Origin of the sequence: Zunongwangia atlantica 22II14-10F7 (assembly GCF_002094855.1) — a bacterium.
In the GTDB taxonomy this organism is placed as follows: domain Bacteria; phylum Bacteroidota; class Bacteroidia; order Flavobacteriales; family Flavobacteriaceae; genus Zunongwangia; species Zunongwangia atlantica.
This window is the reverse complement of sequence record NZ_ARYN01000001.1, coordinates 258,625-276,298: the sequence shown is the minus strand read 5'-3', so window position 1 is coordinate 276,298 and position 17,674 is coordinate 258,625. Positions and strand designations below refer to the sequence as shown.

General features: G+C 34.9%; 13 protein-coding genes and 1 tRNA gene. 11 read left to right on the top strand and 3 right to left on the bottom strand.

Going from position 1 to position 17,674, the window contains the following annotated elements; all coding sequences use genetic code 11:
- The first annotated feature begins 7 nt into the window (after positions 1-7).
- On the top strand, positions 8-3,094 hold the full coding sequence (locus IIF7_RS01185) for an efflux RND transporter permease subunit (RefSeq protein WP_084839835.1): 3,087 nt from the start codon (positions 8-10) through the stop codon (positions 3,092-3,094).
- A gap of 192 nt (positions 3,095-3,286) precedes the next feature.
- The gene (locus IIF7_RS01180; protein ID WP_084839834.1) at positions 3,287-4,678 is read left to right on the top strand and encodes a Kelch repeat-containing protein; all 1,392 of its coding nucleotides are present in this window, start codon (positions 3,287-3,289) and stop codon (positions 4,676-4,678) included.
- On the opposite strand, the gene IIF7_RS01175 is transcribed toward IIF7_RS01180, so the two are convergent.
- Positions 4,671-4,862, bottom strand: coding sequence for a hypothetical protein (locus tag IIF7_RS01175; protein ID WP_084839833.1), 192 nt, complete (start codon positions 4,860-4,862; stop codon positions 4,671-4,673). The genes IIF7_RS01180 and IIF7_RS01175 overlap by 8 nt on opposite strands.
- A gap of 592 nt (positions 4,863-5,454) precedes the next feature.
- Here IIF7_RS01175 and IIF7_RS01170 point away from each other — a divergent pair.
- The 3 genes from IIF7_RS01170 to IIF7_RS01160 all read left to right on the top strand — a co-directional run bounded on the left by IIF7_RS01170 (position 5,455) and on the right by IIF7_RS01160 (position 10,017).
- Positions 5,455-8,574: an Eco57I restriction-modification methylase domain-containing protein gene (locus IIF7_RS01170; protein WP_084839832.1), complete on the top strand. Its 3,120-nt coding sequence runs from the start codon at positions 5,455-5,457 to the stop codon at positions 8,572-8,574.
- A 274-nt stretch (positions 8,575-8,848) separates the two neighbouring features.
- Positions 8,849-9,445 (top strand): hypothetical protein, encoded by a 597-nt coding sequence (locus IIF7_RS01165; protein ID WP_084839831.1) that lies wholly within the window; start codon positions 8,849-8,851, stop codon positions 9,443-9,445.
- Complete coding sequence (locus IIF7_RS01160) at positions 9,421-10,017, top strand: hypothetical protein (protein WP_084839830.1); 597 nt, start codon at positions 9,421-9,423, stop codon at positions 10,015-10,017. The genes IIF7_RS01165 and IIF7_RS01160 overlap by 25 nt, the downstream gene beginning before the upstream one ends.
- 341 nt (positions 10,018-10,358) lie before the next feature.
- Here the strand turns inward: IIF7_RS01160 and IIF7_RS01155 are convergent.
- A tRNA-Ser gene (locus tag IIF7_RS01155) sits at positions 10,359-10,446 on the bottom strand.
- A 172-nt stretch (positions 10,447-10,618) separates the two neighbouring features.
- Here IIF7_RS01155 and IIF7_RS01150 point away from each other — a divergent pair.
- Entirely contained in the window at positions 10,619-11,323 is a 705-nt protein-coding gene (locus IIF7_RS01150) for an SGNH/GDSL hydrolase family protein (RefSeq protein ID WP_084839829.1), read from the top strand.
- Positions 11,324-11,446: 123 nt separating this feature from the next.
- On the top strand, positions 11,447-12,451 hold the full coding sequence (locus IIF7_RS01145) for a M28 family metallopeptidase (protein WP_084839828.1): 1,005 nt from the start codon (positions 11,447-11,449) through the stop codon (positions 12,449-12,451).
- Positions 12,452-12,672: 221 nt separating this feature from the next.
- On the opposite strand, the gene IIF7_RS01140 is transcribed toward IIF7_RS01145, so the two are convergent.
- On the bottom strand, positions 12,673-13,317 hold the full coding sequence (locus tag IIF7_RS01140) for a protein-L-isoaspartate(D-aspartate) O-methyltransferase (protein ID WP_084839827.1): 645 nt from the start codon (positions 13,315-13,317) through the stop codon (positions 12,673-12,675).
- A gap of 242 nt (positions 13,318-13,559) precedes the next feature.
- Here IIF7_RS01140 and IIF7_RS01130 point away from each other — a divergent pair, with 242 nt between their 5' ends.
- From IIF7_RS01130 to IIF7_RS01115, 4 genes are all read left to right on the top strand, one after another.
- Complete coding sequence (locus IIF7_RS01130; RefSeq protein ID WP_084839825.1) at positions 13,560-14,519, top strand: Gfo/Idh/MocA family protein; 960 nt, start codon at positions 13,560-13,562, stop codon at positions 14,517-14,519.
- Positions 14,520-14,541: 22 nt separating this feature from the next.
- The gene (locus tag IIF7_RS01125) at positions 14,542-15,429 is read left to right on the top strand and encodes a 3-hydroxyacyl-CoA dehydrogenase family protein (protein WP_084839824.1); all 888 of its coding nucleotides are present in this window, start codon (positions 14,542-14,544) and stop codon (positions 15,427-15,429) included.
- Between the two features lie 265 nt (positions 15,430-15,694).
- Positions 15,695-16,930: a DUF1015 domain-containing protein gene (locus IIF7_RS01120; protein WP_084839823.1), complete on the top strand. Its 1,236-nt coding sequence runs from the start codon at positions 15,695-15,697 to the stop codon at positions 16,928-16,930.
- Positions 16,931-17,013: 83 nt separating this feature from the next.
- Entirely contained in the window at positions 17,014-17,673 is a 660-nt protein-coding gene (locus tag IIF7_RS01115) for a YggS family pyridoxal phosphate-dependent enzyme (RefSeq protein ID WP_084839822.1), read from the top strand.
- The last annotated feature ends 1 nt before the right edge of the window (position 17,674 follow it).

Sequence of the window (17,674 nt, the reverse complement as noted above, 5' to 3'; positions counted from 1 at the left end):
AAATAGTATGGAAAAATTCACCAATGCACTGGTTTCATTTTCGTTAAAAAACAGCCTTATTGTTTTTTTCTTAACCGGTTTACTCGCTGTCATCGGCGTATACAGTTACATTCACACGCCTATTGAAGCCTTCCCTGATGTGACCAATACCAGAGCAAGGATCATTACGCAATGGCCGGGACGAAGCGCTGAAGAAGTCGAGAAATTTGTCACGCTCCCCATAATGAAAAAGATGAACACCATTCCTAAAAAGTCTGATGTTCGTTCTATTTCACTTTTCGGTTTATCTGTAGTGACCATTATTTTTGAAGATGATGTTGAAGATTTTTACGCGCAGCAATACGCCGCCAACCGATTGCAGGGCGTAGACTTACCCGAAGGAACCGATGCCGAGATCGATCCTCCTTACGGCGCTACGGGAGAGATTTTCAGGTATGTGATCGAGAGTGAGCGACCTATCAAAGAACTTTCTGCCATTCAGGAATGGGTAATCGAGCGCGAACTTCTGGCCGTTCCGGGAATTTCTGATGTACAAAGTTTTGGAGGCGAAGAAAAAACCTATCAAATTCAGGTAAATCCAACGGCTTTAGAGCAATACGATCTTACACCGCTCGATATTTATGAGGCCATTACTAAAAGTAACATCAACGTTGGTGGCGATATTATTCAGAAAGGTCAGCAAGCTTACGTAGTGCGCGGTGTGGGATTGTTAACCAGCATCGCCGATATCGAAAATACACTTATCACCACACACAATCAGACTCCGGTTTTGGTTAAAAATGTCGCTCAAGTTGAACTTACCGCAAAACCAAGATTAGGCCAGGTAAGTTTAGATGATGATGAAGATCTGGTAGAAGGTATTGTGGTAATGCTTCGTGGTGAAAATCCTGCGGAAGTTATCGAGCGTTTAAAAGATAAGATCACCGAATTAAACGAACGCATCCTGCCTAAAGATGTACAAATAAAACCCTTTATCGACCGTACCGAACTGGTAAATTCTACTGTAAAAACCGTAAGCAAAAACCTGGTAGAAGGCATCGTTTTGGTTTCGCTTATCGTTTTGGTTTTCCTATTTAACTGGAGAACCACAATAACGGTAGCTTTAATTATTCCGCTTTCATTTTTATTCAGTATTACATTGTTGCGCATTCAGGGAATGCCTGCCAACCTGATCTCGATGGGCGCGCTAGATTTTGGATTATTGCTGGAAGGAACGCTGGTAATCGTTGAAGCCGTTTATGTAAAACTAGAAGAAAAATCTGCAGAACTGGGAGTAGCGCGCTACAATAAAATCTCAAAAACCGATCTAATTCGGGAAAACGTGAGCAAAGTAGCCCCACATATTTTCTTTGCGCAACTGATTTTAATTATCGCGCTTTCCCCTATTTTCTCGTTTCAGAAGGTAGAAGGAAAAATGTTTACTCCGCTGGCGTACACTTTAGGTTATGCACTTTTAGGCTCATTATTGCTCAGTTTAACTTTTGTGCCGGCAATGTGTAAAGTCTTATTGAAAAAGCACGTTTCAGCAAAAAATAATCCTGTGGTTAATTTTTTCCGCGGAAATATTTTCAGGCTATTTTCATTTACCACCAAACACAGAAAGCTCACTTTGGGCGTTTTTGCAGCAATTTTTGCACTCTGTATTTTTAAAATCCTGAATTATGGGACGGAGTTTATTCCGCAGTTAAATGAAGGCGCGGTATATATCAGAGCTACGCTGCCCAATAGTGTGAGTTTGGAAGAATCGGTAAAAACCGGAAAAGAGATCAAAGCCAAATTACGCAGTTTTGACGAAGTAAAATTTGTGCTGAACCAAACCGGAAGACCTAATGATGGTACAGATCCTACGGGATTTTTCAATAATGAATTCCATATTCAGCTAAAACCGCAAGACGAATGGGATCGCGATTTAAATAAAGACGAATTGATTGCCGAAATGAAAGAAAGTCTTTCAGAATTTAAAGGAATCACCTTTGGATTTAGTCAGCCTATTCAAGATAATGTGGAAGAATTTGTTGCCGGCGTAAAAAGCTCGCTGGTGATCAAAATATTTGGTAACAATTTGTTTCAGATGGAAGAACAGGCCAATAAAGTGGCCAAAACCATTAGTAAAATTGAAGGAATCACCGATGTGCTGGTTTATAAAAACATTGGCTTACCCGAGTTGCGCATTAGTCTTCAGGAAAATAAAATGGCGCAATACGCAGTAAGTACCGAAGATGCACAAGCCGTGATCGAGATGGCTATTGGCGGAAAAACAGCCTCTTATTTTTACGAAGATGAGCGAAAATTTGATCTGCAAATTCGTTTTGAAAAAGCTTACCGTGATAGTGAAGAAGAGATTGCTAATATTTTGATACCAACGTTAGATGGTAAAAAAGTTCCGCTAAAAAATATCGCCGATATTGAATTTAAAACCGGCCCCGCATTTATTTATCGGGAAGGTAGCAGTCGTTATACCGGGATTGGTTTTAGTATCGACGGGCGCGATTTGGGAAGCACGATTGCAGATGCACAAAAAGCGGTAGACGAAGAGATCAAGTTTCCTGAAAATACAAAAGTGGAATGGGCCGGCGAGTTTGAAAGTAAAGAACGTGCTACCAAACAGCTGAGTTATATTGTACCCGCCGTGCTGTTACTGATCGTCTTTTTACTGTATATGAATTTTGGAAATATAAAAGACACGCTTATTTGTATTTCAACGCTTTCGTTTGCTTTTATTGGCGGTTTTATCTCGCTTTGGCTTACGGGAACCATCTTTGGAATTTCGGCAGGAATTGGTTTTATCATCCTGTTTGGCGTATGTACCATCGACGGAATTATCCTGGTTGCCGTAATGAAAGAAAACTTAGAGCATATGCCTTTAAAACAGGCCATTTCAGAAGGAGTTTATAGTAGAATCCGTCCGGTAATTATGATCGCTTTAATGGGCTCTTTAGGACTTTTACCTGCAGCACTTTCTAACGGAATGGGTTCTGAAGTTCAAAAGCCACTGGCCATTATGATCGTAGGCGGATTATTGATCTGTATGCTATTATCGTTTACCGTACTTCCGCAGATATTTTACTGGTTTTATAAAAAGAAGGAAGAATAATTTTTAAAAAATTCTCAGTTTACTTTGAGAATATATTTTCATTATAATTGTTTAGATGAAAAGGCTGCTTTACACAAGTAGCCTTTTCTATTTCTAAATGTTAAGTATAGAATAATTTAATATGAGATTGGGCATTTTGCCTCTTAGTTTTTATACCTTTAAAGAAATTAGTCTTTCCCAAAAATTATAGACATGAGAAATATTTTAGCAATAGGAATAGTTATGCTATTTGCTATTCAGTCATTTGCACAAAGCCTTGAAGGAGTAATCTTAGATAGTGCTTCTAAAGCGCCTTTGCAAGGTGTTCATGTCTATTACAACAATCAAATTAATGGTGTTGTAAGCGATAGCGAAGGTAAATTCAGTATAAATTATGAGGAAGCTACATTAAATGATAGTATTTATTTCTCTATGCTGAATTACAATAAATTATCCTTAAGCGTTAGAGAAGTTTTATCCAGAAAATCACCAATATTAATGGTAGAAGCTTCTGAAAGTTTAGATGAAGTAAGTATAAGCTCCAATAAGAAAAACTTTAAATCTGTTCCTTTTACAGAAGTAGAAAATTTACCCTTTGGTTTATTCGATTTTGGATCTGTTTTAATTGAAGATAAAATTTACGTAGTTTCTGGAAACACATCTTTAGAAAGTCATGGTTTTGCAAGAAAACTATCTGCAGAAGAAGCACAAAACATGGCAGAACCTGATAATATCATGAAAGCTTTATCGCAAAATACCTTCTCTATTAATCATAAAGAATACAGTTCAGTTTTACTTATTTACGATATAAAAGACAATAAATGGACAAAAGAAGATCATACCAATTTCTCTAGGCGCGCTATGCATCAGGCTGGTAATTATGAAGGTAAAATATATTCTTTTGGTGGTAAGACACTTTCCAGAAATCGCCGCTACGAATATCTGGATAACACAATAGAGATTTACAACATTGCCAATAAAGAAATAAGTATCGATGAAACAAACCCACACATGGCAGTAAACGCTGCGTCTTTTATCTATAAAAATAGTTTGGTAATTATGGGGGGATCTGTAAAAAAAGATGCTAAAACTGAAGACAAAGAGTATTCCAACAAAATACATCTTCAGAATTTAAAAACTGGCTTATGGTATGATCTAGGAAATATGCCAGAATCTAAGGAAACTCAGGGTATTTTAGTTCATCAAAAATTTTACATGGTTGGTGGTTATAATGGCCAGGTTTTAAAAGGAATTGAATCTTATGACGTTAAAACCCGAAAATGGAAACGAGAAGCTTTGCTTTTTGAGGAAATGGCCCAACCTGCCTTGGCTACAAAAAATAATCTTTTATACATCTACGAAAACGGAAAGTTATGCACTTTTAATGTAATTACAAAAGAGCTTAAAGAATATGCAATCTCGATAAATAGATTTGCACCTACAATGCATATTTATGATCATCAATTATATATTATTGGAGGTTTAAACGACTATAACCATAATCTAACACCTCAAAACGGAGTTTTTAAAATCAATTTAAACGACATCGAAAATAGCGAGGTAAAACGAAGTGAAAATTTTGGCGGAATCGCGAATGCTAACTAGCTAAAAGTTTTACCGCCACGATTAACACATAATTATCTTTACGGTTTAGAGATAAACTTACACTATTTATCGTGTACTCTCCGTCCAAATGATTTAGCATTTTACTTTTAATAATATTTTCTATTATAAAAGGATTTTCAAAATCTATGGGTTGCTTAATTTCCAGATTAAAAATTTTCGTCATTACTACAGGTGTTTTGCGCCCGCGAATTTAAATTGAAATTCTTAAAATGAATGTTAAGTTTGAATGATGATAATTTAATCTAAGATTCGAAATTTACAGTCAAAATTTTACATACAAACCTTTAAAAAAATGATCTGAAAATATCGAATATCGACTTTAATAAGTTCATTTTTTATTTCAAGTAAAGCACCTCGGGGCAAGCCCTCGAGACATTCGTTGAAAACAAATTTTTAATTTTGAGGCAAGCCTCGGGGTATTATACCCTTTGGCGGTGCCAAAAAAATTGTCGCTGCGATCTTAAGACAATTTACTATTATATAAGCCATCTAATAATAGCCACATAATTAGAACACTTAAGATAAAAATAATGATATAGCGATTTTTGTGCAAAAAGGGGTTAACTCGGTACATAAATGATAGATTTGGGAAAATAAATGTACTTATATTCCTTCAAAAACCAGTACGGTTTCCCATAAAATTAACTATTAAAATTGAATAATATTACCCGATCAAGAAAACTTCTCAGCACTAAAACTAGGCTACAATTTTCTTTTGTTTATTTTTAGGCTTCAAAGATATTTCAAAAGATCAAATGGCATTATTTCAAACTTCGGTTTTAAAAAAATACCTTAAAGCCCAAGACCAAAACCAGATTTCTAAGGCGTATAAAAAGTTTAGCAAATACTTTTTAGATCCTAAAATTCAGGAAAACATAAAAAGCTCGAAAGAAGAAGAATATCAAGGTATTTTTCTTACCGAGTTGTTTGTAAAGGTTTTAGATTATACCATGAAGCCTAACGCGAACTATAATCTGGTAGCCGAATATAAAAACCAAACCAACTCTCGTAAGGCCGATGGTGCCATTTTAAAAGAAAATATAGCCTTGGGCGTTATCGAACTTAAAGGCACCAACACCAAACACTTAGAAGGGATTCGCCAACAGGCGTTCGATTACAAAGCCAATCAAAAAGGTTGTGTATATGTAATTACTTCTAATTTCGAAAAACTTCGATTTTATATTAACGATGCAACCGAGTTTTTAGAATTCGATTTGTTTAGTTTAACCGAAGACCGCTTTGCCCTACTCTACTTATGTCTTCAAAAAGAGAATCTCTTAAGCGGTTTGCCTTTAGAAATTAAAGAAGCGTCGTTGGTAGAAGAAAGCCAGATCACCAAAGGTTTTTATAAAGATTATTCGGTTTTTAAACGTGAATTGTATCGCGATTTAGTGAGAAATAACGCTAAAAAATTAAAAGCTGGTGCATCGAATGTCATCTCGAGCGAAGTCGAGAGATCTCCTGAAGAATTACAGGAACAACAACGCCTCGAAAAAAACGTAAAGCTCACCTTATTTAAAAAGTCGCAGAAATTAATAGATCGTTTTCTGTTTATCTTTTTTGCTGAAGATCGCGGACTGTTACCGCCCAACGCCATTTTACAGATTATCGAAGATTGGAACAAGCTTAAAGACCTGGATGTAAACCAACCGTTGTACGAGCGTTTTAAACTTTACTTTAGTTATCTGGACACCGGCCGAAAAGGCACCGATAAAAAAGCAGAGATCTTTGCTTATAATGGCGGACTTTTTAAACCTGATGCTATTTTAGATCTTTTAGAGATCAATGATGAATTGCTTTACAAGCACACCGCAAAACTTTCTGCTTACGATTTTGAAAGTCAGGTTGATGTAAATATTCTGGGGCATATTTTTGAAAATTCGCTAAATGAAATTGAAAGCGTTAATGCTGAAATTGAAGGTGATAATTTTGATAAGCAGAAGAGTAAACGTAAAAAAGACGGTGTTTTTTACACGCCTAAATACATTACTAAATATATTGTTGAAAATACCGTAGGCAAGCTTTGTGAAGAAAAGAAAACAGAACTCGAGTTTCGGGAAGAAGAATATTTTGAAGTAAAAAAAGGAACACGAACCGCTACCAAAAAGAAATTAATTGCCACGCTCGACACTTATCGAGATTGGTTATTACAGCTTACTATTTGCGATCCTGCCTGTGGCTCGGGTGCATTTTTAAACCAAGCCTTAGAATTTCTTATTGCAGAACACGCGTATATCGACGAGCTTAAAGCCAAAGTTTTGGGTGGCGCGATCGTGTTTAGTGATATTGAAAATACCATTTTAGAAAACAATATTTACGGTGTAGATATTAACGAAGAAAGTGTAGAAATTGCCAAACTTTCGCTTTGGTTACGTACCGCGCAACCCCGTAGAAAGTTAAACGATCTAAGCAGCAATATTAAATGTGGTAATTCTTTGATCGATGCTAAAAGCGTTGCCGGCGATAAGGCTTTTAAATGGGAAGAAGAATTTCCGGCAGTTTTTGCAAAAGGAGGTTTTGATGTGGTAATTGGAAATCCGCCTTATGTTAGAAGCCGTGAATTATTTAATGATCAAGAAAAAAATTATTACTTAAAACATTATAAAACGACTTCCTATCAATTAGATTTATATAAACTCTTTATAGAGAAATCTTGTAATTTAATAAATTTCAAGGGGGTTCTTTCATTTATAACCCCTTCCGTATTTTTAACTAACGATTATGATAAGCCGCTACGCAAATTTATATTAGATCAACATTCATTAGAAAAAATAGTATCTAGTGAAAAAGATATTTTTGAAGATGCGAGTGTTAAAACAGTTATTTTTATAATTACTAACAATCTCGATTCTAAAATTACTGAATTTATTACTATAAATAATGATGAATTTTTCTCTCAAAAAAAAGTGCCCTTGAGTGCATTTAAGGAACAAGACTATTTGATAAACGAAAATTTTAAAATTGAATCATTATCTATAATTTCTAAAATGAATAATCATTCTCGAGTAGGAAAGCATTATAATGTTAAAAATGGGATAAAGGTTCGAAAGGAATTACTTTATAATAAGAAGAAAGATATAAATCATAAGCCTTTCCTTTTAGGTAAGAATATTGATTCTTATTATTATTCTTACGACAATATTTATATTGATTATAAAATTGAAAATGAAAAACTTTTTTCAAATCAAGCTTTTAGGACACCTGATATCTTCGAAAAAGACAAACTAATTGTTCGTCAAATATTAGGAAAAAAAATTATGACTTGTTTTGATAATACAAAAATGTATACAGATCAGACTACATATGTTATAAATAAAATAAATGACGATAACGGTCTCCTTTTTCTTCTTTGCATACTGAATTCAAAACTTTTATTTTTCTATTTTAAAAACACCTTTTCTGATAATAAAAAAACATTTCCAAAAGTAAAACGGTCTCAATTATTAGAACTTCCTTTTGTAGTACAAAAGAATTCAAAATATTTTGAATCTTTATCAAATAAAATGATAGACTTAGTATTACTGAAAAATAAAAGCAGTTCAAAATTCCAAAACTATCTATTATCACAATTTCCCATAGAAAAACTCTCTAAAAAACTCCAAAACTGGCACGAGTTAGATTTTGGCGAGTTTATCAAAGAACTTAATAAAGCCATTAGTAAGGAAAACCGTGAGCGTTGTAAAAACAAGCAAGAAGAAATCCCAAAACTTACCAAAAAAGATGAGTTTGAGTGGATGGAGCTTTTTGAAGACAACAAGAAAAAAGCGGTCGAGCTACAAACGCAAATTAACCAACTCGACCATCAAATCGACCAAATGGTGTACGAGCTTTACGGCCTAACCGAAGAGGAAATTGCTATTGTGGAAAACGCTTAGAACATAAATACCGTCACCCTAAACCTGCCCATCCGGCAGGCGGGCTTAATTAAAAAGGTTGAATCTTCGATTTCAGGATCTAAGCAAATTTGAAAAAGCAGGATGAGGTGTTGTATCGAGCACAGAATAAGAAAAAAGTTTAAAACGGATAGATTAGAAATAATTTAAAATTGTTTTATCAAATAATATTTATATAGCTTCTCTACTACGATGTTTCAAAAGACATACTAGCATATTTATCACAATTTAAGTTACATCAAAAAAAGAAAGACAAATGATTTCATATATAGATACAAAAAGTATAAAAAAAATAAATGCTAAAAAAGATAGCGGTGTTATAAATAGCAATTATACTCCATCTGAAGGAGAAGCATTCTTAGCTGAATTTCTTGAATTTGAAAATATCCGCTATATCCAGGAAAAACCCGTAGTAGGTCTTTTTAATGATTCAAAACAATACAGAAAGGCTGATTTTTATTTACCTAATTACGGTGTTTATATGGAGTTTTTGGGACGTTGGAATAACACATCTAAAGATCGTGATAATTACCGTGAAAAAAAGAAAGTTTTTAGAGAAAATAAAATTCCATGTGTTTATATCTATCCAGAAAATCTTGGCATAATAGAATTTTCGTTTGAAAGAAGATTAATAAATGTTCTAAGGGATCACCGAAAAAACAAGGAACTGTTGCGATATAGATTAATTTTACTTAAAAAGCGTTCTAACGATTATTTAGGTCATATTTTCCTAGGACTTATACTTATAGTTTTATTTTCTGAAAGTCAATGGTTAGTTCTCATTCCACTAATTTGGGTTGCCTATACTGTATATAAAATTTACAGGGAATGGAAAAGAATCAAAAAAATGTAATTATGATCGATTGGAAGAAACAAAAAGAATACAGTAAAAAACTACTAGAAAACACTATAAAATTAATTGATAAAATTGAAGTTGAATCAACTACGTTTAGCTTAGAAATAAATTCAACAAGTTTAAAAGAATCTTCCTGTGACATTAATGAATTAGTTGAGTATACCTTTAGCAAAATTGATTTCGATCCCATTTATTGCATTCAGTTAATTGATGAGAATTGTTCAAAAGAAATAGGTCAAGCTTTTGATATAGCGAAGAAAAATAAAATAGAAGGCCGCTGTTATTCAAAATATAATAAGCGCTCCAGCAAAACACTTTATGTAGGGATTAGTCAGGAAAAAAGTTTTCAAAAGCGAATGCGCGAACATTTAGGAGCAGGATCGAAATCAACCTACGCCTTAAATTTGCAGTATTGGATTCCAGACAATATTCAAATTAAAATTTCAGTATTTAAACCAAACATACCTGAGTATGATAAAAAAGAACATTTAAACCTTATGGAACTCTTAGAGCAATCTTTATGGGATAAATTAGAACCAATGATGGGTAAACGTAGCGGCCAACTTTAAAGAAAAATAGCCTAATAATTTCTTAATTAAGAAATGACTTTACATCACAAATTATTCTGATTAAATTAAAATATTGAACAGAATAAAATATCTTTTTTCCAATAGTTCAACAAAAGACTCCTGCATCTCTTCACTTAAAAAAGAATTTTGAATTGGACTTAGTAAATTGACTAAATTATATGTAATTCCATATAATTTAAGGTGAAATACGAAAATTATATGCTTTTACATATAATATCAAAATAGATCAATCATTCTAAGAATTGGACATTGCATTTAAGAGATTTCAAAATGGCAATTTTGGGAATAAAAAAACCGCAGAAAAATCTGCGGTTTTTTTGTGGCGGAGAAAGAGGGATTCGAACCCCCGGAGGTGTGACCCTCAACGGTTTTCAAGACCGCCGCATTCGACCACTCTGCCATTTCTCCTTAGCGGATGCAAATATAGAAAGCTTTTTCCTTTCTACACAATAAAAATTCAATAATTTTTATTCGATTTTTTACAAGACTGATATTCAATAAAAAACAGCACTGTTTTTATCGAATATTAAAATACATATCTGCTTTTATTTACATTTACAATTATAAACCTAACCAGATTATGAAAATAAAGTATTTATTTTATCTAGGATTGCTATGTTTAAGCACCGGAGTCTTTGCACAAAACGAAAAATACAAAGAACTTATGAGTCAGGATTGGCCAAATTTAAAGCGTTATCGAGAGGCTAACGAAACTGTAAAACAGGAAAATAAAGAGATTACTGCCGTCTTTATGGGAAATTCTATCACTCAGGGATGGTACGACCAACATCCAGACTTCTTCACAGAAAATAATTATATAGGTCGTGGTATTGGCGGGCAAACAACACCGCAAATGCTAATTAGATTCACTCCAGACGTGATCGATCTACAACCAAAAGTAGTAGTAATCCTAGCCGGCACCAATGATATTGCAGGAAATACCGGGTTTTCTTCAGTTAAAATGATTACCGATAATATTAAAGCTATGGCCCAGCTTGCGACTGCAAATAACATTAAAGTAGTGCTCAGCTCTATTCTTCCCGTTTACGATTATCCCTGGCGCCCGGGATTAGAACCTGTAGCTAAGATTGCCGAAGTAAACGACTGGTTAAAATCTTATGCTGAAGAAAATGGGCATATTTATCTGGATTATTTCCCGGCTTTGGCCAACGAGCAACAAGGAATGAAGAAAGAATATGCATCAGATGGTGTGCACCCAACTTCAGCAGGATACGATGTTATGCAGCCTTTAGTGAAAGAAGCAATTGAGAAAGCGCTAAAATAATTAGCTTCAAAATTAACCAATATCGCTTTTAGCGAGGATTCCGAAGAAAAAAACAAGGAGAAGTGCGTAATTTGAGATAAACTACTATATTGTGCAACCGTATTTAAATTCGAAAAAACCAAAATGAAAAAATTATTAGTATTTGCCCTAACTGCTAGTTTAGTTGGATGTGGCGCACATCAAAAAGATGTAGACAAGGCCGATCCAATGAAATATGCTGAAACCATTACACCTTCAGACCTTAAGGAGCGTGTTTATATTTTTGCAAGTGATGAGTTTGAAGGTCGTGAGACAGGAGAACCAGGACAGAAAAAAGCTGCTGAATACTTAAAAGAACAATATAAAAAGTTTGATATCCCATCTGCTTTAGGTGGTGACGATTACTTTCAGGAAGTTCCAAAAAGCTATTTTAGAGGAGACACAAAAGCTTCAGAAAATGTAGTTGCTTTTATTAAAGGAAGTGAAAAACCTGAAGAAATTTTAGTAATTTCTTCGCACTACGATCACGTAGGAATGGATAAAGACGGAAACGTTTTTAACGGAGCAGATGATGATGCTTCTGGAAGTATGGGTGTTGTAGAAATTGCTCAGGCATTTTCTGAAGCCGTAAAAGATGGTTACACTCCAAAACGTTCTATTCTTTTCCTTAACAACACTGGTGAAGAAAAAGGACTGGTAGGATCTAAATTTTACACAGATAATCCAATCTTTCCTCTAGCAGAAATTGTAGCAAACCTTAACATCGATATGATTGGTCGTATCGATCCAGATCACGAAGGAAACGATAACTATGTTTACCTAATTGGTAGTGATAAATTAAGTACAGATCTTCACGAACTTAGTGAAAATGTAAATACTAAATACATGAATATGGATTTAGATTACACTTACAATGACGAAAACGATCCTAACCGTTTTTATTATAGAAGTGACCATTACAACTTTGCTAAAAATAATGTGCCTGTAATATTTTATTTTAACGGAGTTCATGCCGATTATCATAAAATTACAGATACACCAGATAAAATTAACTACGAAGCATTATCTAAAAGAACCCGACTTGTTTTCTTAACAGCATGGGAAATTGCTAACCGTGACGAACGTTTAGTAGTAGATAAAGCAGAATAATTTTTCTGCGGAAAACATTAAAAAGCCTCATGAGTTTCATGAGGCTTTTTTTTGGTTTTTGACTTTTGGTTATTGGTATTTTGAGTACGTTGATCATTGGAGACTCATTCCCTAGTCATCTGGACCTTGTGGAGAGATCTCTTTAAAGTTTTATTGAGCACTGCTTACTGAACACTGTTACTGCAAACTGCTTACTACTACTGAAGACTGCTCTCTGAAAACTAGTTCTTATCTTCCAAAAGTGGAACGAAGCGAAACTCGCCAAATTCAGTTTTATCGAATTCTGTTGGAGATTTTCGAACGAATAAAGTCATGATCTGTACATCTTCCCCAACAGGAATAACCAACCTTCCTCCTACTTTTAATTGCCCTAATAGATCTTTAGGAACATAAGGTGCCCCCGCGGTTACAATAATTTTATCGAAAGGTGCATAAGCTGGCAAACCTTTGTAGCCATCGCCAAAACTTAAGTGCTTGGGACGATAACCGATTTTACTTAAAAATGCCTTTGTTTTTTTATACAATTCTCGTTGACGTTCTATACTAAAAACCCGGGCGCCAAGTTCACATAAAACAGCAGTTTGGTAGCCACTACCCGTCCCTATTTCCAGAACATTTTCGCCTTCAGTAATTTCCAAAAGTTCACTCTGAAAAGCTACTGTATAAGGTTGAGAAATTGTTTGATCTGCAGCGATGGGAAATGCTTTATCCTGATAGGCATGATCTTCAAAACTACTATCCATAAAAAGATGACGCGGAATTTTACCAATCGCCTGTAAAACCTTGCGATCCTGTATTCCTTTTTGGATGATAACATCAACCAGTTGTTGCCTTTTCCCTTTATGTCTAAAAGTATCTTTATACAATTTTACTGCAATTTTTATAGATTATTTCGCCTAAAATTAAGTTTAAAAGCTAAGAATTTATTTCTAAAAATTAGCTTTTCCGACATCGAAATTCGACTTAAAAACGTAGATTTTAAATCACAATTACCGGGCAAAAATAGGGAAACAAAACCTATTGCTCCAAGCAAAAACCGGCATGATATTAAGATAAAAATATAATCTGTTTACAATCAAAATAGTATTTTTGTGAAAAATCGAAGCTTATGCTTAAAGTTGGGGTACTGGGTGCGGGACACCTGGGTAAAATCCATTTAAAATTACTAAATCAATCTTCAAAATATACACTTGTTGGTTTCTATGATGCCGACAAGGAGAATTCAGAAAAAGTTGCTGCAGAATTTGGCTATACTGCTTACGATGATCTAGATCAATTAATTGCAGATGTAGATGTGATAGATGTAGTAACGCCTACGCTTGCTCATTTTGTTGTGGCAAAAAAGGTAATTTCAGCAAAAAAACATTTGTTTATAGAGAAACCAATTACCAATACTTTCGAGGAAGCCGAAGAGCTTATAAAAATGGCTTCAGAAAATGGTGTAAAAGGCCAGGTTGGGCATGTAGAGCGATTTAATCCGGCGTTTAGATCTGTGGTAGATCGCATCGAAAACCCTATGTTTATTGAAGCGCATCGCCTTGCTGAATTTAATCCTCGCGGGACAGATGTTCCAGTAGTTTTAGATTTGATGATTCACGATATCGACGCTATTTTAAGCGTTGTAAAATCTGAAGTAAAAAGCATTAACGCCAGCGGTGTTTCTGTAATTAGTGATACTCCAGATATTGCCAATGCAAGAATTGAATTCGAAAATGGCTGTGTTGCAAATTTAACGGCTAGCCGAATTTCGATGAAAAACATGCGTAAATCTAGATTTTTCCAAAGAGACGCTTATATCTCGGTTGACTTCCTGGAGAAAAAATGTGAGGTGGTAAAAATGAAAGATGCTCCGGCTGAACCAGATGAATTTGCCATGATCCTACAAAACGCTGAAGGAGTTAAAAAACAAATATATTACGATAACCCATCGGTTTCCCCAAATAACGCCATCCTGGATGAGCTAGAAACTTTTGCCGATGCCATTACCAACGATACTACCCCGATCGTGACTTTAGAACAGGGCGCAAAAGCGCTTAAGATCGCCAAAGAGGTGATCGCTAATTTTTAAACCACACAAAACGGAATATAGTATGAACACAATTGCTGTGATTGGTGCAGGAACAATGGGAAACGGAATTGCCCATACTTTTGCCCAATTTGGATTTAACGTAAACCTAATTGATATTTCTAAGGAAAATCTTCAAAAAGGAATCGATACGATTATCAATAATTTAGATCGTATGTTGGCCAAAGAGAAGATTTCTGAAAAAGATAAAGAACAAACTTTAGCGAATATTTCTAGTTTTATCGATATTCCTTCAGGAGTAAAAAATGTAGATCTTGTTGTTGAAGCGGCTACTGAAAATGAGAATTTAAAACTGAAGATCTTTAGTCAGTTAAACGATATTTGCGACGAGAATGTGATTTTGGCGTCGAATACTTCTTCGATATCGATCACTAAAATTGCTTCCGTAGTAAAAAATCAGCAACGTGTTATTGGGATGCATTTTATGAATCCGGTGCCGATCATGAAATTGGTTGAAATTATTAGAGGCTACAATACCTCTGATGAAGTGACCGAAAAGATCATGAAACTTTCAGAAAAACTTAATAAAGTTCCTGTTGAAGTAAATGATTACCCGGGATTTGTAGCTAACAGAATTTTAATACCAATGATCAACGAAGCGATCGAAACACTTTACAATGGTGTTGCCGGTGTTTACGAGATCGATACGGTAATGAAGTTGGGAATGGCGCATCCTATGGGACCTTTACAACTAGCCGACTTTATTGGTTTAGACGTTTGTCTTTCGATATTGGAGGTGATGTATAACGGATTCAAAAATCCAAAATACGCACCTTGTCCATTACTGGTAAATATGGTGCAGGCCGGAAAAATGGGTGTGAAATCTGGTGAAGGTTTTTATGATTATGCTGAAAATAAAAAAGCTGAAAAAGTATCAGCTCAGTTTGTATAAAATTGAGTCTTATTTTTTGAATTTTATTAGAATTCGCAATCATAATATTCCTGCATAAGTTGTGGATGAGATCCCGGATCAAGTCCGGGATGACGAGCAGATCAAAATTAAAAATAAAAAAGTCATTTCGACCCTGCCAGCCGGCAGGCAGATGGAGTGTAGCGAAATGGAGAAATCTTAGCTATATAAAATTTGAGATTTCTCGACTTCATTACATTTCGCTCGAAATGACATGAAAAAACACTGATTAAAACACCAAAAGAAGTTGGTAAAAATAACTCCATTTAAAGCGGTACGACCACAGCGAGCGCGAGCGGGACTTGTTGCTTCCAGACCTTATGGCGAGTACAATGAGGCTGAAATGCGTGCCAGATTGGATTATAATCCGTATTCATTTCTTCATATTTTGAATCCGGCCTATAAATTTCAGCACACCATAAGCGGAACGCAGAAATTTCAGCTGATTAAGAATCGTTATCTTGAATTTAAGGAGGAAGACACCTTTATTCAGGATGAAAATCCATGTTTTTATGTGTACAAAATGGAAACTCGTGATCTTTCCTGCTGCGGAATTATCGCTGCTGCCAGTGCTGAAGATTACAAAAATGGGATTATTCGTAAACATGAAGAGACCATTGCCAGCCGCGAGGTTATGTTTAAAGAATATGTAAAAACGGTTGGATTTAATACAGAACCGGTGTTACTTACTTATGAAAACCAGCCTGAAATTCAGCAAATCTTAGAAAAAATAATGCTTCAAAATCCCGAATATGAGTTTGCAACTCGCCAAAGGGAAACACATTATTTATGGAAGGTTGATGATAAAGCTGAAATTGAACAAATTCAGCACTTCTTTTCTGGCTTAAACAGCATTTATATCGCTGATGGGCATCACCGCTGTGCTTCCTCTTTCCTGCTTTCTAAAGAATCGGCTGAAAATAACGAAAATCACACTGGCAAAGAGTCTTACAACCATTTTCTAAGCTATTTTATTCCTGAAGAGCATTTAAAAATCTATCAATTTCGGCGATTGGTAACCGATCTTAATGGATTTTCTAAAGAAGACTTTTTAATTAAGCTCGATGAACATTTCAGGATCGAAAATCGAAGTCTAGACGCTCACACCCCTGAAGAAAAACACCAATTTAAAATGTATTTAGATGGTGAATTTTATACGCTGTATTTACGTAAAACCAGCATGAATTTTACAGATACGCTTAGTCAGCTTGATAGCCAGATTTTATATGAGCGTGTTTTAGCGCCAATTTTAGGCATTAAAGATTTACGCAAAGACAAACGCATCAGTTATATTCCGGGTAAAAAAGATGTTCTGGAATTAAAGAAGATGATCGATAGCGGGGATTTTGCTGTTGGTTTTGGAATGATGCCGGCGACTATTTCAGAAATTAAAAAAATTGCAGATGAAGGTTTAACAATGCCGCCTAAAAGCACTTATATCGAACCTAAATTAAGAAGCGGACTTACCATTTACGAGTTTTAAGCAGGAATACCTTATTTGATTCTATTAATTATTATCTTGCAGTAGTTAAAGAAGAACCTACTTAACCGAAGAAACAACGCAGAATGAGTATTGCTGAAAATATCAAAAAATATACTGAAGAACTTCCTGATACCGTAGATCTTGTAGCGATAAGCAAAACCAAGCCTAACGAAGATATCATGGAAGCTTATGAAGTAGGACAGCGCATATTTGGTGAAAACAAAATCCAGGATATGACCGATAAATGGGAAGCTTTACCAAAAGATATCGAATGGCATATGGTTGGTCACGTTCAGCGAAATAAGGTGAAATATATGGCGCCTTATGTTGGCCTGATTCATGCAGTTGATAGCCTAAAACTTTTAAAGGAAATCAATAAACAGGCAAAGAAACATGATCGCGTGATTAGATGTTTACTGCAGATAAAAATTGCTGATGAAGATTCTAAATTCGGTATTTCTGCTGGTGAAGCTGAAGAAATTTTACAATCTACTGAATATAAAGCATTCGAAAATGTAGCTGTTGTAGGTTTAATGGGAATGGCAACAAACACTGAAAATGATGATAAAGTTGCGGAAGAGTTTGATTACCTGCATTCGGTTTTTAAAGATTTCAGAGTAAAATACCCGGCAATTAAAGAGCTTTCTATGGGGATGAGCGGTGATTATAAAATTGCTGTAAAACATGGAAGCACCATGGTAAGAATTGGAAGTTCGATTTTTGGAGCTCGTAATTACAATTAAG